Genomic DNA, 20,365 nt, shown 5'->3' on the forward strand with positions numbered 1-20,365 from the left:
CGCGGCTTTTTTTATTCTTCAGCTTTTATAAAGCGTCTTGAAAAATTCGGCCACCGGGTAACTGGCTAAAATATTGTTTCAATGCATCAACACAGCGATGGATTTTAATCGGTTGTTGTTCTTGTTTCGAAATCATCGCACATAAAGTGAACGCGGGTAATTTCCATTCCGGAAGGACTTCCACTAACGACCCGTTCTTTAATTCTTTTTGCACATCCAGATAAAAAATGCGTGCAATACCGTGGCCCTGTTTACACAAGGATTTGGCGACTGAAACATTATTGGAATGCAAACGGGCATTCATCTCAACCTCAACTGCTTCGCCAGTGCTGTTGTGCTGAAATGCGAAATGCCGATCATTCTTGATGATATTGGTTGGAAGCAGTTCATGATGCTGTAAATCTTCCGGCCGGGTGAGCGGTACGGTCTGATTTAAATAGCTCGGTGCAGCAACCAGAATCTGTTCAACCGGTGTTAATGGTACAGATGCAATATGCTGATCTTCTGCCTGAGGACTCATCCGCAGTGCAATATCAATCCGCCCTTCTATCAAGTCGACATCATGGTTATTGGTTTCTATTTTAACGGATAGGCCACGATGCGCCGCCATCCAGTGCGACAAAGCAGGCACCAGATGGTTTGCCCCCAATTCAGGCGTCGTAGCGATACGTAATTCACCAACCAGATCATCACGCAATTCATTGATACGCGTTCTGCCGCGTTCCGCAGCAGCGAGCATTTCTTGGCAGCTGTGGAAAAAAGTCTGGCCCGCCTCAGTCAAACTCAGCTTTCGTGTCGAACGGTGCAGAAGGGTGACTTCCATTTCATGTTCTAAGGAGCGAATCTGTTGGCTGACAGCACTGGTGGTAATGCCCAAAGCTCGGGCAGCACCACTGAATGAACTTTTTTCTACAACACAAGCAAAGACACCCATTGCTCGAAGTTGGTCTAACATAAATTTCCCTCTGAAATTATGAGATGCTCCATCCTTTTTGATAAAAGCAACTCATTGTATTATACGAGGAATTTCACATAATGCATTATTTTTATCAATTAGTTGGTAAAACACCGACAGGATTCACCGGCTTACCATCTAAACGGACCTGAAACTCCAGCATCACACGATTGGTTCCACTCGATCCCATCTCAGCAATCTTCTGCCCTGCTTTCACATTTTCACCACTTTTCACATTCATTTTACTGTTATGTGCATAGGCAGTGATATAACCATCAATATGCTTAATCAGCACCAGATTGCCATATTCTTTTAAGCCATCTGCAGCGTAGACTACCTGACCATCTGCTGCTGCATATACAGGATCCCCCATATTACCCGCATAGCGAATCCCCTTCACATTGCTGGCTAGATTGAAACCTTGCAGCACGGCACCATTACTTGGTTTCACCCAACGTAAGTTACTCGCTTTCGCAATTGCAACCGAAGTAGCTGATTGAACAGGTGGACTGCTCACGACTGGGGCACTCGGAAAATTCATACTTTGACGTTGAATCGGTGCAGCTTGTGTAACAGCTTGGGTCGTAGTACTGCGACGCGCTGTCCCAGATTGTTTCAGGCGTAATGACTGATTCACATAAATCCGGTAAGGCGGTGTAATATCATTCATTTCAGCAATACTGGTGTAACTCAAGCCGTAGCGCGCAGCAATCCCACTCAAGGTATCTCCGGAACGCACAGTGTAGAACTCAGGAGCAATCGCATAACGTGCAGGATTATTGACTTGAGGTTTAGAGGCACAACCAGTCAGTGCAATCGTTGAAACAACGGCTACGGACAACACGATGGTTTTTAGCATATTTGTCGGCACATAAAAGAATGGCTGTTGTCGAAGCAATTGCATTGATCTCCCTCTCCAGGTTCAGTCAAACATAAAAATCAAGATGGGCTAAGGTTAACAAAAAAGACAGCTAAAACACCTGTATCCAGCTGTCTTTTTCACAAAGTTATAACATTCTATTTTGTTTTTATCGCATTGCACTTAATTGGTTTTGTAAACTGCTGAGAACCTCATAATTGGTTGCATCCATCTGAATCGGGGTAATGCTCACGTAACCATTCGCAACCGCAAAAAAATCGGACTGAATATCAGCAACATTTTTACGAGGTTCAGCAACTGCTTCACCGGCCAGTCCGATCCAGTAGACTTGACGGCCACGTGGATCGACATGGCTGGTAATCGGTTTAGACTGTGTCCGGCGGCCCTGATAGGTAATCTGTGCGCCCTGTAGCTCTTCCACATCTGGAATATTGATATTCAGGATATGGCGTGGAGGCAATTTGGGCACCCCTGCGGCAATAAAATCATGCATCCATTTTGCTGCAACGGCATAATCATTCGGATGCAAATAAGAACGAACATTACTCCCTGCCAAGGAAACCGCAAGTGCTGGCTGTTTCATCAGACGCCCTTCAAATGCAGCACCCACGGTTCCCGAATACAGCACATCATCACCAAGGTTGGCACCACTGTTAATGCCGCTGACCACCAGATCAAATTCGAAATCAAACAGGCCATTCATAGATAAATATACACAATCCGCCGGTGTACCATTGACTGCCCAGACATCTTCAGCAATCGGTACAGCACGTAAAGGGCGGTCTAGGGTTAGGGCACTAGAAAAACCGCTACGTTCGCTTTCTGGTGCCACAATCACGACACGGCCTAACGGTCGTAATGCGTGTGCAAGTGCTTGAATCCCGGGTGCAAAAACACCATCATCATTGGCAAGAAGAATATTCACAACAATCTCAATCTATTAATAAACAGCGAAAAGTAAAAATACAAAATCGATTATGGATTATAGCGACTTCAACAGTTTCATCCAGTCATTACATGAACAGGTTCACAACTTCGGTGTAAGCCTAGATCTATAAGCTTCGCGTTTATTCGTTGCCCCGCTACAGTCATTCAAACCATACATGAGTTATTTAAATAACACCCCAGACATGTGATTCAAAGCAACAGCATTGATACATTTTTTTGCGACATTTCGATTGCAAAAGCATTAGGCTATTTTGCATTATGGTTTGATCAAGACGCATCAGGAATAACATGAAATTCAACTGGATAAAAACGTGTGCATATGGCCTCGGATTAAGCATGGCGTTCGTACTGAGCAGTACTCAGGCAGCCTCTACGGAAAATATTGAAGTCACTCAACAGCAAATTACTCAAGAAGAGCTGGCAGCGATTTACGTTTTGTCGGACATTTGCCCGAAATTGGTCGGTGATAACCCACAGTTCAAGCAAGGGATGGCAGCCTTAGCCGCTGAACATTTGCCACAAGAAAAAGATCCCGTTGCTGCATTAAAACAACTGAGCCAAACAGCGCAATTCGAGAAAGTCCTGAAAGAAGCTCAAAACGATGCCCAAGTGGCTGGAGATACTGAAAATAAACAAATCTGTGAAGAGATCATGGCCTACGATCGCAAAAACTAAATAGTTACAATACATTCTGAAATAAGCCGACTTTGCCCATAGCAGTCGGCTTTGCTTTGTCCTAAAATGCTAGCTCGTTTGTGCCCCTGTACTAAGATTGGAAACACCTAGAATGACCCGAAAAAGCGCCATTGCTGCATTGTTACTTATACCTAGTTTTTCTTATGCAGCAACAGTCTTATCCTCTCCACCAGAATTAAACAATAAATCATATGTGTTGATGGATTACGAGACGGGACAAATCCTGGCTGCCAAAAATGAAAATGAAAAGCTAGCCCCTGCATCGATGACCAAAATGATGACCAGTTACCTCATCGAGCAAAAATTATTAAAAGGCGAACTGACGGAAAATGAAAAAGTTCGCATGAACGAATCCGCATGGTGCCGTGGTAGCAGCACAGAGTCCTGTATGTATGTCCCATTGAATGGTACGGCAACCGTATTGGAGATGCTGCGCGGGATTATTATTCAATCGGGTAACGATGCTTCTAAAGCCATGGCAGAGCACATTTCTGGCAATGAAGGGACTTTTGCTCATGCGATGAACCAAGAAGCAAAACGTATTGGCATGACCAATACACACTTCATGAATTCAACCGGTATGCCAGCTGAAGGTCACTACTCTACAGCGAAAGATATGGCAACACTGGCACAGCACATCATTAAAGACAGCTCAAAATATTATCCAATCTATTCAGAAAAAGAATTTACCTTTAACGGTATCAAGCAAGGTAACCGTAATGCCCTGCTTTATACCGATCCAAGCGTGGATGGTTTAAAAACCGGTCATACTGAAGAAGCTGGTTACTGTCTGACAACATCCAGCAAACGTGGTCCAATGCGTCTGATCTCGGTGATTTTTGGTGCACCAAGCATGAATGAACGTGCTTCACAAACACGTGAACTGCTCGCTTGGGGCTACGCGAACTTTGAAACCGTTAACGTACAGCCAGCCAATCAGGTGCTTGCAAAGAGCAAAGTCTATTTTGGTAAAGAAAATGAAGTACAAATCGGTCTAGCGGAAAACTTCAACGTCACTATGCCAAAAGGCCAAGCTGACAAGATCAAAACCCAGTTGGTGGTTCAGCCTAAACTGAATGCGCCACTACAAAAAGGTCAGGTGATTGGTAAATTAGTGGCAAGCCTAGATGGTAAAGTGATTGCTGAAAAACCACTCGTTGCCTTAAAACCAGTAGAAGAAGCCGGCTTCTTCTCACGTCTGATTGACCATATCAAGCAATTCTTCAGCAACCTGTTCTAAATTCAGGTCGCTGCAAAAAAGCATTCATATCTACGGTATGAATGCTTTTTTATTTTATACTTTATCCCTATCTATAAAAATTCAGCTAAACCTATGCAAAAGAATATCCGGCCGTACCTCGAACATCAGCCCCAAATTGATTCCAGCTGTTATATTGATGACATGTCCGTCGTAATTGGCGATGTCAAACTGGCCGAAAATGTTTCGGTTTGGCCTTTTGCAGTCATCCGTGGGGATGTCAACAGCATTGAGATCGGCCGTAATAGCAATGTGCAAGATCATGCCATGCTGCATGTCAGCCATAAAAATGAGGTAAAACCAAATGGTTCTCCGCTCATCATCGGGGAAGATGTCACCATTGGCCACCATGTCACCTTGCATGGCTGTAGCATTGGTAATCGGGTCTTAATCGGGATCAATACTGTGGTACTCGATGACGTGATCATTGAAGACAACGTGATGATTGGTGCAGGTAGTCTGGTACCCCCACGCAAGGTATTAAAAAGCGGCTATCTGTATGTGGGAAGTCCGGTACAGCAGGTACGTCCACTGACCGAAAAAGAAATCGCCTTCTTGCCATATTCAGCCTTACATTATGTGAAGGTCATGAACCACCATAAAGACAATCAGGCTGCAGATTAAAGATTTGCTAGTTTAGACATGTGAGCCTGATGATCAGTATTTTATCTGATATCAGGTACCTCACGGTTAGATCGGCATAGCCATGTACCGAGAAATTTCGTAGAATACGACTTTTATCCTATGGTGCTTTTTGATGACCGCTTGGACACCCCATGTCACTGTTGCGACTGTCGTAGAAAAAGACGGGCGTTATTTATTCGTTGAAGAACATACTGAAGGGGTGGTTCATACTGTCTTCAATCAGCCTGCAGGTCATGTGGAATGTGGGGAAACCCTGATCCAGGCCGCGATCCGCGAGACCCAAGAAGAAACTGGCCACACGGTGGAAATTGATTCCTTACTCGGGATCTATACCTATACACCGCCAATGTTTCCTGATCGTACCTATTACCGCTTCTGTTTTTTGGCACATAGCATTGAGTATGATGCTTCAGCTGAGCTAGACGATGGTATTACCGGCATTTGCTGGATGAGCTTAGATGAACTGCAAGCTTCAGCACGTGCGCGTAGTCCTTTGGTTATCAAAGCCATTCAAGATGCCCTAGCGGGTCAGAAATATCCACTGTCGCTAATTTATGAGCATTTTTCTCCCTCATTAACCTCTCATTTGGATGCCTAATCCTATGCAACAACGTGTCATTGTCGGTATGTCAGGTGGTGTAGATTCTTCTGTTTCTGCAGCGCTATTACTTCAACAAGGGTATCAGGTTGAAGGTCTTTTCATGAAAAACTGGGAAGAAGATGACGGCACGGAATATTGTACAGCACTGGAAGATTTGGCCGATGCGCAGGCTGTATGTGACAAACTCGGAATTAAGTTGCACACTGCAAATTTTGCCATGGAATACTGGGACCGGGTGTTTGAACATTTTCTGGCGGAATATGCAGCTGGCCGTACGCCGAACCCGGATATTCTCTGCAATAAAGAAATCAAGTTCCGTGCTTTTCTCGACCATGCGATGACACTGGGAGCAGATTTTATTGCCACAGGCCACTACGCACGTCGAGGTGAGACACTCTACAATTCGAAAGGCGAAGCCTACGCCCCTCTGCTGCGCGGTTTGGATAAAAATAAAGATCAGACCTATTTCTTGCACGCAGTACATGGTCGCGAAATCAATAAAACCCTTTTCCCTGTAGGTGAAATTGAAAAACCACAGGTGCGTAAAATTGCCGAAGAATTAGGTTTAGTGACCGCAAAGAAAAAAGACTCAACCGGTATCTGCTTTATTGGTGAACGCCGTTTTAATGATTTCCTTAAACAATATTTACCCGCTCAACCCGGCAAGATCGTGCTAGATAATGGTCAGGAAGTGGGTGAGCATCATGGCCTGATGTATTACACCTTGGGACAGCGCGGTGGTATCGGTCTCGGTGGCATGAAAGGTGCCCAAGAAGGTGCCTGGTTTGTGCTGTATAAAGATGTTGAAGGCAATCGTCTGGTCGTTGGTCAAGGACATGAGCATCCGCTGATGCAAAGCACCATGCTCTGGACAGACAATGTCGACTGGGTTGCTGGAGAACAAGAAATTCCCGCGAATGGTTTACGCTGCACAGCTAAAACCCGTTACCGTCAGCCAGACCAAGCCTGCACACTGTATCGCGATACGCCAGACAGTAGCCGAATTCGTGTTGAGTTTGACGAGCCACAACGTGCCGTGACACCAGGCCAAAGCGTGGTATTTTATCAGGATGAGAGCTGTTTGGGTGGCGGGGTCATTTTACAGACCAATGCACCTAAACCGGATTTTATTTAAAGGAATGTCAGGCATGGTTGAGCTACCTTTTCAGCAACCACCCGCTTTAAGCACACGGCAAAACCGTGCACTGGCCTTGGCTGGTGTTTTTCAGGCTGCCCAGCTCACACATATGACGGCTATGAGCGGGCGTCACAGCATTGGTGAAAGTGGCAATTTCTATTTTGAACAGTTGCTCAAAGCCAGCCTGAACATTCGTCCCACCCGCAATCATTCCACCCAAACGCTGGATTTTTTTCATCAGTTGGCTGATGTGTCCTTGGGACTTAAAACATTGGAAAGTAGTATTACCCAGCCCTTTTCGGTGATGCCCAAATCCAAATTACCCAAACTCAGCCATGCCAAATTACCGCTTTCCTATGCGATGTCGCTGCTGCAACTGGAAAAAAAAGTCTATAGCAATCCCAAATACGTTGAAATTATTGAACAATCACAGCAAAAAATTCTGAAACAGCTGTCTTTCTTCGACAATAATTATCTGCATCCAAGCATTCTTGCCAATCTGGCACAGACCTATGTGGATACCGCCGGTCAGATCAACCCGCGGATTCTGGTCAGAGGAAATCCGGAAGCGTTTAAAGACAGCCAGCACACCAACCGGATTCGTGCCAGCCTGTTTACTGGCCTGCAACTGGCGCACCTGTGGCGTCAGCTGGGTGGCAGCTCCTGGAACATGATTTTTAGCAAGCGTAAGCTATTGCACGATATTCAAGATTTGGCCCGTTTGCAGTATCAGGTCATTTAACCATGCTGCAAAGACTTTCACTTTTACCTTTATTCCATGATTAAGGAATCCCTATGAATGCTTTAACCGCACTTTCTCCACTTGATGGACGTTATGCCAGCAAATGTGACGCGCTGCGCCCTTTCCTTTCTGAGTTCGGCTTGATTCATGCTCGTGTAACGGTTGAAGTACGTTGGTTACAAGCCTTGGCGAACCGCCCTGAAATCACTGAAGTTCCTGCATTCTCAGATGAAACCAATGCAGCACTTGATGCAATCGTCGCACAATTCTCTGAAGATGACGCTAACCGTATTAAAGAAATTGAACGCACGACCAACCATGACGTGAAAGCCGTTGAATATTTCTTAAAAGAAAAAATTGCAGGGATTGACGCACTGAAAAATGCTGGTGAGTTTATTCACTTTGCCTGTACGTCTGAAGACATCAACAACTTGTCACATGCCTTGATGTTAAAAAATGGCCGTGAAGTGCTTGCAGCATCTATGCAAAAAATCTTGGATGCGATTGTCGCTTTGGCTGAAACCCATGCAGACCAACCAATGTTGTCTCGTACTCACGGTCAAACTGCCAGCCCAACCACTTTGGGTAAAGAAATGGCCAACGTCGCTTACCGCTTGGCACGTCAAATCAAACAATTCAATAACGTAGAATTACTTGGCAAAATCAACGGTGCTGTAGGTAACTACAATGCGCACCTGTCTGCTTACCCAAATATTGACTGGGCTTGCCATTCACAAGCCTTTGTTGAATCTTTGGGCTTAACATTCAACCCATACACTACACAAATCGAACCACATGATTACATGGCTGAACTGTTCGATGCGTTACGTCGTTTCAACACCATATTGATCGACTTTAACCGTGACGTCTGGGGTTATATTTCTTTGGGTTATTTCAAACAAAAACTTAAAGAAGGCGAAGTCGGTTCTTCAACTATGCCGCACAAAGTGAACCCAATCGACTTTGAAAACTCTGAAGGTAACTTAGGAATTGCCAATGCCGTATTGGCACACTTGGGTGAAAAGTTACCTATTTCTCGCTGGCAGCGTGACCTTACAGACTCAACAGTATTACGTAACATGGGTGTTGGTTTTGCACAAAGCTTGATCGCATTTGATGCCTGCTTAAAAGGGATTGGTAAGCTTGAGTTGAATGCTGCACGTTTACTTGAAGACCTTAATCAGGCTCAAGAAGTTCTAGCAGAGCCAATCCAGACGGTAATGCGTCGTTACAACGTAGAAAAACCATACGAGAAATTAAAAGCACTTACTCGTGGTCAAGCAATGACTCGCGACATGATGGTGAATTTCGTGAATGGTGAAGAACTTGTACAAGTTCCTGCGGCTGACCGTGCACGTTTGGCTGAAATGACACCTGCAAGCTATACCGGTAATGCCGCTGAACAAGCAAAACAAATCAAGGTGTTAATTGAAAAACTGTAATTGTTGACAATTCACATTCAAAAAGCGAAGCTCTATGCTTCGCTTTTTTATTTTTAAGAATAACTCGATAATCCCCATGATCTATAAAAATTTTGGCATGGCCCATTGGGGCAGTTTAGGACTGGTACTACTGGCCTCTCTGCTTGCATCAATTCATCCACTTGAATTTGCTGCCTACCTGCTACATCAGTCTGGCACGGTGGTTATGGTGATCTTGTTAATTCTTCTGAATAAACGTTTTGGTTACAGCTTATGGGCGTTCCATCTCTACAACGTATTTTTGATCCTACACATCATCGGTGCCCATTATCTATATTCTTATGTCCCCTATAATGAACTATTAATCCACGAGTTCGGATTTGATCTCGATCAATTTATGGGCTGGCCCCGCAATATGTATGACCGACTCATCCATTTTGGATGTGGTTTATTACTTTATCCTTTTATTTACCGCACATTTGAGGCCTGGCTACCACCGATCAAACCCTATGTCCTGTTTCTGATCGCCATCCAGTTTATTATGGCCTCCAGCTTAATTTACGAGCTACTGGAATGGTGGATTGCACTGACCATGTCACCAGAAGCTGCAGAAAACTATAATGGCCAACAAGGCGATGCGTGGGATGCCCATAAGGATATGTTCTTAGCCATTCTAGGAGGGGTGTTATATGGCCTGCCTGCCTTATATGCGGCCCATCGTAAAAACAAACAGGTTCCTCACTAAACAATTTATGACGTTTTATAGAAAAAATGGGCAAATCGATTTGCCCATTTTCATTTTTATCATCCTAACTTTTATATGTATGATTCAAACACAATTAACTGAGATACCAATACCAGAAAGCCATTAACCCACCTAGCATCAAAGCCATACTGAACAAAGCGGTTCCTGAAAATTCCTGTCCCCAGAACATTTTTTTTGCCCAGAATTTTTTCTGAACCCCCATATTCAACAGTAGCGATGCAATATGCAACAGCACGGCAGTTAAAAACAGGTTAGCAAGAAATTCATGAATTTCTTTTAGCATATGATTAAAGGTATTTTCTGTAGCATAGCCAAAAATTACAGTAAAAGGTAACACCAAAAAAATCAGCAAAATACTGGCCTGAAACAGGCCGGAACTTAAGGCTTGCAAACTAGCTTGTGATATCAAATGAGCAGGTGCTTTGAAAACCCGCTGCAGAAAGTTTTTGCCGATGGTCAACCGCTTACGCAAACCAAACGGCTGACTCACTCCAAGCATCGGTGCCAGAAATTGCCACATCAGACGCAATCCCAAACTGATCGCCAAGGTATAACCAGACATCATGTGCCAATCATGCCAATCTTCGCTATCACCGGTCAAATAGGCGGCTAAAAAGCTCAACATAATAATGAGATGCAGAAAGCGAATTGCGCTATCCAAATGAATCTTGCTCTGCAAGGCCTGCATGAATAACTCCCCCCGAATATTATGCTTATTTTGCAATCTCTAACTTAATCAATGATTAAACGACAACGCATATTTTGATGAATAAACATCTGTAATGATCAAATTTACCAAGAAATCATACATAGCATCACGGTAAATCTTTTAAATAAATAAAAAGCACTGAAATTCAGTGCTTTTTACAAAGTAGCATCTAGATCATTAAAGCTGGCTATCACGCAACTGAACGAGACTGTGATTAGTCTTAGTCACCTGATTAATCAACTTATCCACCAGAGTTGGGATGACATGATCCGCCAGTTGTGCAGCCTGTAATCCGAGCTTTTCACCGAGTGTAGGCTTGCGGCGGGTACTGATCACATAAATGTCATGTTGCGCCAATAATCCGAGTAAATATTCATCTGAGGTCTGTAACTGATCCACCAAATTCAGATCCAGAGCATCCTGACCATACCAATGCTCACCGGTAGCAATCTTCTCAACATTCAATTTAGGACGGTACTTTTCAACAAAATGTTTGAACAGTCGATGTGTCTGCTGTAATTCCTGCTCAAATTTGGCTTTACCCTCTGCGGTATTTTCACCAAACATGGTGACGGTACGCTTATATTCCCCCGCCGTGTACAGCTCAAAATCTACATGATGCTCTTTCAGCAAACGATTAAAGTTCGGCACCTGTGCCACCACCCCAATCGAGCCTAGCACCGCAAATGGTGCAGAAATAATCTCATTGGCGATACATGCCATCATGTAACCCCCACTCGCCGCAACTTTATCGACACAAATGGTCAAATGGAAACCGGCATCACGTAACCGCACCAATTGCGCAGCAGCTAAACCATAACCATGCACCATTCCTCCCGGGCTTTCTAGACGCACCACCACGCGATCACGTCCGGCTTTGGCTGTAGCGAGAATCAGGGTGATTTCTTCACGCAGATTTTCAACCGCTGAAGCCTGTATATCTCCTTTGAAATCAATCACAAAAATCTTCTGCTTTTGTTTCTTGCGAAGTCTTGCCTCTTTGGCCAGCTGTTGACTTAATTGTAATAGTTCAAATTTGGATGCTGTATTTTGTGCAATCTTTTTACGTTGCTCATTCACTCGGGCATTCAAATGAGTGACATGAAGTTCCGCTGGAAATTTAGGCAAGTGAAATAACATACCGGTACTATTCTCAAAATTCATTTACGATCATAAAGATGAAGGCCAATCGCTTAAAATTCAATATGTTTTTTGCAATAGAGAATAAAAAAGCCGTTCACACTCTAGTGCAAACGGCTCCTTCACCGAGGAAATCGATTAACCGAAACGTCCGGTAATGTACGCTTCTGTCAACTGATGGTCAGGTTGAGTGAAGACTTTCTCAGTTGAGTTCACTTCAATCAAGTCACCTAAGTGGAAGTATGCTGTACGGTCCGACACACGTGCAGCCTGTTGCATTGAGTGCGTCACAATCGCAATGGTGTACTGAGTCGATAATTCAGAAATCAATTCTTCGACTTTTGCTGTCGCGATTGGATCAAGTGCAGAACATGGTTCATCCATCAAGATCACTTCGGGACTCACGGCAATAGTACGCGCGATACACAAACGTTGTTGCTGACCACCTGAAAGACCTGTTCCTGGCTGGTTCAAACGATCTTTAACTTCATCCCAAAGACCGGCTTTGCGTAAGCTGTTCTCTACGATTTCTTCCAGATCATATTTGTCACGTGCCAAACCATGCAATTTCGGGCCATAAGCCACGTTATCAAAGATTGATTTCGGGAATGGGTTTGGTTTTTGGAATACCATTCCTACTTGTGCGCGCAGCAAGACCACATCTAGATTTGGATCATAAATATCCTGGTTATCCAGCATGACTTTACCTGTCACACGACATGAATCAATCGTGTCATTCATACGGTTTAAAGTACGTAGGAAGGTCGATTTACCACAACCTGAAGGACCGATGAAGGCAATCACTTCATTTTGATAGATCTCTAAATCGATCCCTTTGATGGCTTCAGCTTCACCATAGTACACATGCACATCATTGGTACTGATTTTGACGGTTTTATCCGCATTTTTTTTGCTTGAAGTACCAGTTTCGAATTGCGAAGTAAACGAAGTGCTTGGACGGCTTGGCTCAGTAGACTGAGAAGTAAATTGTGTATGTTCAGAATTCACAGCTTTATCCTGTTTTAAGGAATTTGTTACATCAAGAGTATTCATGGTGTGGCCTCAATTACCAACGCACTTCGAATTTTTTACGTAGCCAGATGGCTAGACTGTTTAGTCCGATCATCAAGGCAAGAAGTACAATAATCGCTGCAGCAGTACGACCTTCAAAGAAGTTGCGTAACTCGTTACCCTGCCATAAGTAGACTTGTACTGGTAAAGCAGTTGCCTGATCCATTGGAGTCGCAGGAATGCTGGCAACGAAGGCACTCATACCAATCAATAGCAGTGGCGCAGTTTCGCCCAATGCATGTGCAACACCGATAATCGCACCCGTCATGATGCCTGGAAGTGCTAATGGCAAGACATGATGGAAAACCGTTTGTACTTTAGATGCACCAAGTCCCAAAGCTGCCTGACGAATCGAAGGAGGTACAGCTTTTAGCGATGCACGTGTAGTAATGATCACCGTTGGAAGCGTTAATAAACTTAACACTAAACCACCCACCACGGGTGCAGACAAAGGCAAATGCATCCAGCCAATGAAGATCGCAGCACCGAGCAAACCAAAGACAATCGATGGAACAGCAGCAAGGTTGTTGATGTTCACTTCAATAATATCAGTCCAGATATTTTTTGGTGCAAATTCTTCAAGATAAATCGCACTCGCCACACCAATTGGAATTGAAATTAGGATAACGATCAGCATCATGAACAATGAGCCCATGAATGCGCCAGCCATACCTGAAGTTGCTGGCGAACTGCGTGAATCTGGATTAGTAAAGATATTGGTGTTGAACTTGCTTTCCAAAATTCCTTTTGCTTCTAGATCATCAATCAGCTTACGAGTATCTGCATCAAGCTGTTGTTGATCATCTGGCAAGCTACGGTCAATTTTACCGCTCATCCAGACATCAACGTTGGCATCTGCAAGAAAGGTCATTTCTTTCTTTTGACCAATTAACGCAGGGTCCGCCATCACCATGTCACGTAAACGATACGCTTCAGAACTGGTATAAACACTGTTGAGATAATCACGACGAGCTTCAAGCGTTGGATCTTTTGCAATCATGCCATTCACAATCAGTGCATCCCAATCCACCATACCCATCTTGGTTTGCCATTCGACATAGCGCGCCTGGTATTGTGCTGGGTTCTCATTGGCATTCTTGGCCGGTTGTGGACCAGCATCAATCAGATCAGGATCGAAATATACCGGAATCGTGATGCTCGCTTGCCAGAATGCAGGCAAGCCTTTTGACATGATGCTACCAAATAATAGCGCTACGAAAAACAAGCCCACCACGACAGCGGAAAGACCAAACAAACGGAAAGTCTTTTCTTTGCGGTGACGTTTAGCCAAAGATTTCGTGATCTTGTCTTTACGCTCTTCACGTAATTGAGCGGCATTTTGGTCCAGAAGAGAGGTATTGGATGTACTCATTCGTATTGCTCGCGGTATTTACGCACGATGTAAAGTGCGATGATGTTCAAACCTAGGGTAATCACGAATAACGTAAGACCCAATGCAAATGCCACCAATGCTTGTGGACTAGAGAAGTCAGTATCACCTGTTAGCTGTTTCACAATGGTCACAGTCACGGTTGAAACGGCTTCAAATGGGTTTGCATGCAGTAACGGACTGTTACCCGCAGCAAGAACCACAATCATGGTTTCACCCACTGCACGAGATACAGCAAGCAGGAACGCACCAGTAATCCCTGGTAAGGCAGCAGGTAAAACCACTTGACGAATCGTTTCCGATTTGGTTGCGCCAAGTCCCAAAGAACCATCACGGAGTGCACGAGGTACCTGAGTAATAATGTCATCTGATAAAGATGAAACGAATGGGATAATCATAATACCCATTACAAAACCTGCGGTCAGTGCACTTGTTGCATTGATTTCCAGACCGACACTATCACCGAGCATTTTAAAGAATGGACCAATGACCATCATGGCGAATACGCCATATACAATCGTTGGAATACCTGCAAGCACTTCAATGGTTGGTTTAGCCCAAGAACGCAAACGCGCAGAAGCGTATTCTGCAAGATAAATCGCGATCATCAAACCGATCGGTACCGCAACCAGTAAGGCGATCCCACTCACCATCAATGTACCCCACAACAGTGGAAGTAAACCGTAGCTACCTTCGGCATTACCTGAAGTACTGAAACCCGGGTTCCATTCAGTTCCAAAGAAGAAATCAACAGGGCTGACAAAACGGAAGAAATGCATTGCTTCACCGAACATGGACATCACAATGCCCACAGTGGTCAAGATTGCAACACCTGAACACAAAGCCAAGGCAACATTAATGACACGTTCCACCTGGTTACGCGCACGATATTGCTGGCTCACATGTTTTTTCGCCCAGACCAAACCAGCCAAGGCAACACTAATAATGACAGCTAATTTAGCGTATGCACTGATACTTTGCATTTTCGCCAGTTGTTGTGCTGCAGCCACTTCATAAGCGGCAGGTTGATCACTTACACCAAAACCTGATGCAATCGACTGTACGCGATCCATAAGCACTTCAACAGCTGCCTGATCCATCCCTGCTGCAACAGCTGCAGGCAGATTGGTTAGAACCAGGTGACGAAGAATGGTCGGTTCAGCAAAACCCCAAACAATCAAAATTAAAAAAGCAGGGATGCCACACCACAATGCAACCAATGCCCCATAGTAACCAGGACGTGAATGCAAAGAAGCCGAGTTATTTCCCTGACCTGCTAGAGTACGGCTCTTACGAAGCCCAATCTGATACGCAATTGCTACAAGAGCCAATAATACGCCAATTAGTAGCAGATTCATGTATTCTCCACTGTTTTTTCAATTTTCATTCTTTGAAAAAACCTCGATTTAGCAAAAAAAGCCGATGCTAGACTTTCTCTAGCATCAGCTCTGATTTGTTTAAACTTAGTTTACAGTTTTACCTGCTTTGAACGCTGCAAGTACTTTTGCACGTTCTGCATCGCTCATTGAGATCAAGCCAGCGCGATCCAATTTAGAACCTTTACCAGATACTTTCTTGTTCAGGAAGTATTCTACGTATTGTGGTAAGCCTTTGATTGATTTCAAGTGCTCGCCTTTCACATAGAAGTAAAGTGGACGAGATACAGGGTACTTACCTGAAAGGATCGTTGCTTCGCTTGGTACAACGTTGTTTACAGTTGCAACACGCAATTTGTCACGGTTTTGATCATAGAAGCCTAGACCGAATACACCTACAGCGCTTGGAGAAGTTTTCAAACGTGCTAGAGTTTCAGTATAGTCACCCGCGATTTCAATTACGCGACCGTCTTTACGGAAAGTAGAACATGCTTTTTTCTGAGCATCTTTATCTAGGTTTTTGAAGTATTCGTACGCTTCACAACCTGCTTCAACCATTTTCTCTTGGAACACTTCACGTGTACCGTGGTTAGATGCTGGAATTACCAAAGTGATTGGTTCGTTTGGAAGTGATTTATCAATCTGGTTCCAACGCGTATATGGGTTAGCAACCAACTTACCTTTAGATGGTAATTGTGCAGACAATGCAGCAAATACATGGTAAGGCTTCAATTTAAAAGCGGCTTTATGCGAGTTTGAAGCAAATACAATACCGTCATAACCGATTTTGATTTCGTGTACTTTAGTTACACCGGCTTTTTTACAAGCAGCTAATTCTGTATCTTTAATTTTACGAGATGAGTTTGCAACGTCGATAGTATTGTCACCAACACCTTGACAGAACTGTTTTAAACCAGCTGAAGAGCCGCCAGAACCAACAACTGGTGTTTTGAATTGTGGGAAAGTATTACCGAATTCTTCAGCAACGATACTTGCGTATGGAAGTACAGTTGATGAACCAGCAATCTGGATAGTGTCACGTGCTGCGTTAGCTGCAGTAGCAATAGTGGCACCTGATACAGCTAAAGCGATTGCGATTTGACGTGGGCTGAAGCGCATGCTCTTCTCTCTTTAATGTGAATGTAGTTTGCTGTACGTCACTTTTTTGTAGTGCGCTGTACATTTTCGATAGGTGCATTTTGATTTTAAAATATGACAATTAAGTGACAACTTGATGACGCTTTGATGATTTTTATCGTCTTATCTTTGATTTTATTAAAATTCTTTAATTTTCAATATGTAACACAAAATATTTCTTTGTGAAAATGATCACATTGTTTGTAATATTTTTTTTAATGCAAAATTAAGACAATAAAAACGGCCACTAAGGTGACCGTTTCTAGATACTACAGATTTTTCAGTGCAGAAATATCGAAATTAATCGATTGGCGGCACATACGTTCCAGTTGCAATCGCATCTTTAATACGGTCTGCTTCTGCCAGCACCTGAGTCAACAACGCTTTAACATTGTCGAGTGTCGCCACTGGGCTGAGGGTAGTCATTTTTAATGACTGAACCTGCCCTACCTTGGTTACACCAATATTGGCTTCACCACGCGCAAACAGCTCATCTGCAACGTTCTGGTTCAAAGTATCAAGGAACTCAGCAGGATAGCCTTCTGGCACCACACGGAACAGCACAGATGCAAATTGCGGCTCAACCAGCAACTCCAAGCCTTGAGTTTGCTTGATGTAATCCGCGACTTCACGTGTCAGTTTCACACCATGGTCAATCATAGAGCCATAGAGCTCTTCACCCAGGGCTTCAACGGTCATCCAAAGTTTCAATGCATCAAAACGGCGAGTCGTTTGTAATGACTTAGACACCAGGTTTGGTACACCATGCTCTTCGTCGTATGCAGAGTTCAGATATTCTGCTTCGTAGTGCATGAAACGATAGTTCGCTTCATCTTTTAGCAAGAAAGCACCGCACGAAATCGTCTGGAAATAATGCTTGTGGAAGTCCAGCGTAATCGAATCGGACAATTCAATCCCATCCAGCATGCCACGGTATTCATTAGACAGAATCAGCGCACCACCCCAAGCAGCATCGATATGCATCCATGCGCCATATTTATTGGTGATCTCACGGATCTGCTTCAATGGATCAATCGCACCGGCATCGGTTGTTCCCGCAGTTGCAACAACACACGCCACGATTTTGCCTTCTGCCTGTAAATGCGCCATGGTTTTATCCAGGGCATCCACATCCATTTGAGCATTTGCGTTGACTGGAACCGTCACAACAGACTGGAAGCCCATGCCCATCATGGCCATGTTCTTTTGTACCGAGAAGTGTGCATTTTCCGAACAGATCACTTTAACGTTACGCATCGCTTCTGCAGGGATACCATCACGTTGTACTGACCATGGATTACCGTTCTCGTCTTTCCAGTTCTTGGAAATACACGCGTCACGCGCCAGCAACACACCCATCAGGTTAGATTGAGTACCACCTGAGGTGAACACACCTGCCTGGCCTGAACCATAACCGACTTTTTGGCGGAGCCAGTCAATCAGCTGCACTTCCATCAATGAACCTGCAGGACTTTGATCCCAAGAGTCCATCGATTGGTTGGTGGCATTGATCAACACTTCTGCAATCTGGCTGGTCACCATGGTTGGGCAGTGTAAATGTGCCAATGAATGAGGATGGTGAACTTTCAAGCTTTTATTCAGGAAAAGCTCAACCATACGTTCAAGCGCTTTATGGACACCTAAACCTTCTCTTGACGGGTGGAAAGCAATTGCTTTACGCAATTCCTTGATGCTACCACCCGTATACATTTTGTCGTTTTGCAACCATGCTGCAACTGCGTGCGTTGCTTCAGCCATTGCTGACTCATAGTCAGCAATAGACTGCGCATCATTGCAGAGTAACGCTTTACGATGTTCTGCAAAATCAACCATGATTAGCCTCGTACCGCTTTCAATGCTTCAGCAACGGCTTTCTTGAAGCGAGCGATCACTTCAACACATTCGTCTTGAGTAATGATCAACGGGCAAAGTAGACGGATCACTGTACCGTTACGACCACCTTTTTCCAGCAACAACTGGTTGTTGAAACACGCTGTTTGAATCGCAGCAGCCAATTGTGCATCCGCAGGATAAGCACCAATATGATTTGGTTGCTGGCGTTCATCAACGATTTCAATACCAAGCATCAAACCACGACCACGAACATGACCAATACATGGGAATTCAGCAGCAAGTTTTTTCATTTCTGCTTGCAGGAAATCACCGCGTTCTTGTGCATTTTGTGCAAGGTTTTGCTCTTTGATCACTTGCAGTGAAGCTAGACCTGTACCCATCGCTAACTGGTTACCACGGAAAGTACCCGTGTGACCTGCAGGTTGCCATGCATCAAATTTACGTTTGATACCGAGTACCGCAAGTGGCAAGCTACCACCAACGGCTTTAGACATCACCACAACATCCGGCTCAATACCAGCATGTTCAAAAGCAAACATTTTACCTGAACGGGCAAAGCCAGCTTGAACTTCGTCTAGAATTAACACGATGTTGTGTTTTTCAGTCACTTCACGGATTTTTTGCAACCATTTTGTTGGTGCAATAACCACACCGCCTTCACCTTGAATTGCTTCAAGAATCACGGCAGCCGGTTTTGTCACACCGCTTTCTACATCTTCAATAAACTGTTCAAAGTAGTAAGTTAAAGCGTCAACACCTGCTTCACCACCTAAACCTAACGGGCAACGATATTCATGCGGATATGGCATGAACTGTACGCCTGGCATCAAGCCATTAACTGCATTTTTAGCACTCAGGTTACCTGTCATGGCCAAAGAGCCATGGGTCATACCATGGTAGCCACCAGAAAAACTGATCACTGAACTGCGGCCTGTATACGTTTTCGCAAGCTTGATCGCAGCTTCAGTCGCATCGGCACCAGAAGGTCCACAGAACTGTAAGCAATATTCTTCTTTACCACCTGGCAAGTGAGAAAGTAAAGCTTCTGTAAATGCATCTTTTAATGGAGTAGTTAAGTCCAAAGTGTGCAAAGGAAGACCACTTGCAAGGGTATCCTGGATACTTTTGATCACCGCAGGATGGTTATGACCTAAAGCCAATGTCCCTGCCCCAGCTAAACAATCAAGGTACTTTGTACCTTCAACATCAGTAACCCAGCAACCATGTGCTTGTGCAATTGCTAGCGGTAATTTACGCGGATAGCTACGCACATTCGATTCCATTTGACTTTGGCGAGTCAAGTAGTATTCGTTAGTGGAATTGGTGGCAGGGTTTACAGAAGTAACGCTCATATCGGATTACCATCTCTGATAAGGGTAAAAGAAATAAGTCTGGTGACTTGTGGTCCTTTGACTCGGTGCTTGTTAGAATCTAGTGAAGACACAACAGTGTTATATATCTTATAACTAGGAGCGCGATGATACCTAATTTTCAAAGAAAATAAACGTATTTTGTGCAGTTTACCGAGCTAGATTCATGGAAAAACTTTATCAATCTCATTATTAGATTGAATTATCATCATACTATGTGACAAGCCAAAGAAAACTTTAATTTTTATACGATTTATTCCACATGTTT

General features: G+C 44.1%; 19 protein-coding genes. 8 read left to right on the top strand and 11 right to left on the bottom strand.

The window, feature by feature from the left end; translation table 11 throughout:
* Positions 1–25: 25 nt before the first annotated feature.
* The 3 genes from PAE54_RS06405 to surE form a co-directional block, all read right to left on the bottom strand.
* Positions 26–955: a LysR family transcriptional regulator gene (locus PAE54_RS06405; RefSeq protein ID WP_326518833.1), complete on the bottom strand. Its 930-nt coding sequence runs from the start codon at positions 953–955 to the stop codon at positions 26–28.
* 94 nt (positions 956–1,049) lie between these two features.
* Entirely contained in the window at positions 1,050–1,859 is an 810-nt protein-coding gene (locus PAE54_RS06410; RefSeq protein WP_326518834.1) for a peptidoglycan DD-metalloendopeptidase family protein, read from the bottom strand.
* Between the two features lie 124 nt (positions 1,860–1,983).
* A complete protein-coding gene (gene surE / locus PAE54_RS06415) occupies positions 1,984–2,760 on the bottom strand; it encodes a 5'/3'-nucleotidase SurE (RefSeq protein ID WP_326518835.1) in 777 nt (258 codons plus the stop codon).
* A 359-nt stretch (positions 2,761–3,119) separates the two neighbouring features.
* Between surE and PAE54_RS06420 the strand changes: the two genes are divergently transcribed.
* From PAE54_RS06420 to PAE54_RS06455, 8 genes are all read left to right on the top strand, one after another.
* Positions 3,120–3,458, top strand: a complete 339-nt coding sequence (locus PAE54_RS06420; protein WP_273776947.1) for an MCR_0457 family protein — start codon at positions 3,120–3,122, stop codon at positions 3,456–3,458.
* A 112-nt stretch (positions 3,459–3,570) separates the two neighbouring features.
* Positions 3,571–4,719 carry a D-alanyl-D-alanine carboxypeptidase PBP5/6 gene (gene dacC, locus PAE54_RS06425; RefSeq protein WP_273776948.1) on the top strand — a complete coding sequence of 383 codons (1,149 nt, stop codon included), beginning with the start codon at positions 3,571–3,573 and terminating at the stop codon, positions 4,717–4,719.
* A gap of 93 nt (positions 4,720–4,812) precedes the next feature.
* Positions 4,813–5,361, top strand: coding sequence for a gamma carbonic anhydrase family protein (locus tag PAE54_RS06430; protein WP_273776950.1), 549 nt, complete (start codon positions 4,813–4,815; stop codon positions 5,359–5,361).
* 133 nt (positions 5,362–5,494) lie between these two features.
* Complete coding sequence (locus PAE54_RS06435; RefSeq protein WP_273776951.1) at positions 5,495–5,980, top strand: NUDIX hydrolase; 486 nt, start codon at positions 5,495–5,497, stop codon at positions 5,978–5,980.
* 4 nt (positions 5,981–5,984) lie between these two features.
* The gene (mnmA, locus tag PAE54_RS06440) at positions 5,985–7,118 is read left to right on the top strand and encodes a tRNA 2-thiouridine(34) synthase MnmA (protein WP_273776953.1); all 1,134 of its coding nucleotides are present in this window, start codon (positions 5,985–5,987) and stop codon (positions 7,116–7,118) included.
* Positions 7,119–7,131: 13 nt separating this feature from the next.
* Positions 7,132–7,863, top strand: a complete 732-nt coding sequence (hflD, locus tag PAE54_RS06445) for a high frequency lysogenization protein HflD (RefSeq protein WP_273776955.1) — start codon at positions 7,132–7,134, stop codon at positions 7,861–7,863.
* A 53-nt stretch (positions 7,864–7,916) separates the two neighbouring features.
* Positions 7,917–9,305 (top strand): adenylosuccinate lyase, encoded by a 1,389-nt coding sequence (gene purB / locus PAE54_RS06450; protein ID WP_326518836.1) that lies wholly within the window; start codon positions 7,917–7,919, stop codon positions 9,303–9,305.
* Positions 9,306–9,381: 76 nt separating this feature from the next.
* On the top strand, positions 9,382–10,029 hold the full coding sequence (locus PAE54_RS06455) for a DUF2238 domain-containing protein (RefSeq protein ID WP_326518837.1): 648 nt from the start codon (positions 9,382–9,384) through the stop codon (positions 10,027–10,029).
* A 94-nt stretch (positions 10,030–10,123) separates the two neighbouring features.
* Here the strand turns inward: PAE54_RS06455 and PAE54_RS06460 are convergent, their stop codons facing one another.
* The 8 genes from PAE54_RS06460 to PAE54_RS06495 form a co-directional block, all read right to left on the bottom strand.
* A complete protein-coding gene (locus PAE54_RS06460) occupies positions 10,124–10,738 on the bottom strand; it encodes a cytochrome b/b6 domain-containing protein (protein WP_326518838.1) in 615 nt (204 codons plus the stop codon).
* Between the two features lie 198 nt (positions 10,739–10,936).
* Positions 10,937–11,899 carry a protease SohB gene (gene sohB / locus PAE54_RS06465; protein WP_326518861.1) on the bottom strand — a complete coding sequence of 321 codons (963 nt, stop codon included), beginning with the start codon at positions 11,897–11,899 and terminating at the stop codon, positions 10,937–10,939.
* A gap of 138 nt (positions 11,900–12,037) precedes the next feature.
* Positions 12,038–12,952, bottom strand: a complete 915-nt coding sequence (gene pstB, locus PAE54_RS06470) for a phosphate ABC transporter ATP-binding protein PstB (protein WP_273776960.1) — start codon at positions 12,950–12,952, stop codon at positions 12,038–12,040.
* Positions 12,953–12,965: 13 nt separating this feature from the next.
* Complete coding sequence (pstA, locus tag PAE54_RS06475) at positions 12,966–14,342, bottom strand: phosphate ABC transporter permease PstA (RefSeq protein WP_326518839.1); 1,377 nt, start codon at positions 14,340–14,342, stop codon at positions 12,966–12,968.
* Entirely contained in the window at positions 14,339–15,718 is a 1,380-nt protein-coding gene (pstC, locus tag PAE54_RS06480) for a phosphate ABC transporter permease subunit PstC (RefSeq protein ID WP_326518840.1), read from the bottom strand. The genes pstA and pstC overlap by 4 nt, the downstream gene beginning before the upstream one ends.
* Before the next feature lie 105 nt (positions 15,719–15,823).
* The gene (locus tag PAE54_RS06485; RefSeq protein WP_326518841.1) at positions 15,824–16,855 is read right to left on the bottom strand and encodes a substrate-binding domain-containing protein; all 1,032 of its coding nucleotides are present in this window, start codon (positions 16,853–16,855) and stop codon (positions 15,824–15,826) included.
* 318 nt (positions 16,856–17,173) lie between these two features.
* Positions 17,174–18,706 (bottom strand): pyridoxal phosphate-dependent decarboxylase family protein, encoded by a 1,533-nt coding sequence (locus tag PAE54_RS06490; RefSeq protein WP_326518842.1) that lies wholly within the window; start codon positions 18,704–18,706, stop codon positions 17,174–17,176.
* A 2-nt stretch (positions 18,707–18,708) separates the two neighbouring features.
* The gene (locus PAE54_RS06495) at positions 18,709–20,079 is read right to left on the bottom strand and encodes a diaminobutyrate--2-oxoglutarate transaminase (RefSeq protein ID WP_273776970.1); all 1,371 of its coding nucleotides are present in this window, start codon (positions 20,077–20,079) and stop codon (positions 18,709–18,711) included.
* Between the last annotated feature and the right edge of the window lie 286 nt (positions 20,080–20,365).

The organism is Acinetobacter minutum (assembly GCF_035916735.1).
Lineage (GTDB): Bacteria > Pseudomonadota > Gammaproteobacteria > Pseudomonadales > Moraxellaceae > Acinetobacter.

Bases quoted from the DNA above. Each gene is read 5' to 3' on its own strand.
- PAE54_RS06405 (WP_326518833.1), bottom strand. From the start codon at position 955: ATGTTAGACCAACTTCGAGCAATGGGTGTCTTTGCTTGTGTTGTAGAA.
- PAE54_RS06410 (WP_326518834.1), bottom strand. From the start codon at position 1,859: ATGCAATTGCTTCGACAACAGCCATTCTTTTATGTGCCGACAAATATG.
- PAE54_RS06420 (WP_273776947.1), top strand. From the start codon at position 3,120: ATGGCGTTCGTACTGAGCAGTACTCAGGCAGCCTCTACGGAAAATATT.
- dacC (WP_273776948.1), top strand. From the start codon at position 3,571: ATGACCCGAAAAAGCGCCATTGCTGCATTGTTACTTATACCTAGTTTT.
- PAE54_RS06430 (WP_273776950.1), top strand. From the start codon at position 4,813: ATGCAAAAGAATATCCGGCCGTACCTCGAACATCAGCCCCAAATTGAT.
- PAE54_RS06435 (WP_273776951.1), top strand. From the start codon at position 5,495: ATGACCGCTTGGACACCCCATGTCACTGTTGCGACTGTCGTAGAAAAA.
- mnmA (WP_273776953.1), top strand. From the start codon at position 5,985: ATGCAACAACGTGTCATTGTCGGTATGTCAGGTGGTGTAGATTCTTCT.
- hflD (WP_273776955.1), top strand. From the start codon at position 7,132: ATGGTTGAGCTACCTTTTCAGCAACCACCCGCTTTAAGCACACGGCAA.
- purB (WP_326518836.1), top strand. From the start codon at position 7,917: ATGAATGCTTTAACCGCACTTTCTCCACTTGATGGACGTTATGCCAGC.
- PAE54_RS06455 (WP_326518837.1), top strand. From the start codon at position 9,382: ATGATCTATAAAAATTTTGGCATGGCCCATTGGGGCAGTTTAGGACTG.
- PAE54_RS06460 (WP_326518838.1), bottom strand. From the start codon at position 10,738: ATGCAGGCCTTGCAGAGCAAGATTCATTTGGATAGCGCAATTCGCTTT.
- sohB (WP_326518861.1), bottom strand. From the start codon at position 11,899: ATGTTATTTCACTTGCCTAAATTTCCAGCGGAACTTCATGTCACTCAT.
- pstB (WP_273776960.1), bottom strand. From the start codon at position 12,952: ATGAATACTCTTGATGTAACAAATTCCTTAAAACAGGATAAAGCTGTG.
- pstA (WP_326518839.1), bottom strand. From the start codon at position 14,342: ATGAGTACATCCAATACCTCTCTTCTGGACCAAAATGCCGCTCAATTA.
- pstC (WP_326518840.1), bottom strand. From the start codon at position 15,718: ATGAATCTGCTACTAATTGGCGTATTATTGGCTCTTGTAGCAATTGCG.
- PAE54_RS06485 (WP_326518841.1), bottom strand. From the start codon at position 16,855: ATGCGCTTCAGCCCACGTCAAATCGCAATCGCTTTAGCTGTATCAGGT.
- PAE54_RS06490 (WP_326518842.1), bottom strand. From the start codon at position 18,706: ATGGTTGATTTTGCAGAACATCGTAAAGCGTTACTCTGCAATGATGCG.
- PAE54_RS06495 (WP_273776970.1), bottom strand. From the start codon at position 20,079: ATGAGCGTTACTTCTGTAAACCCTGCCACCAATTCCACTAACGAATAC.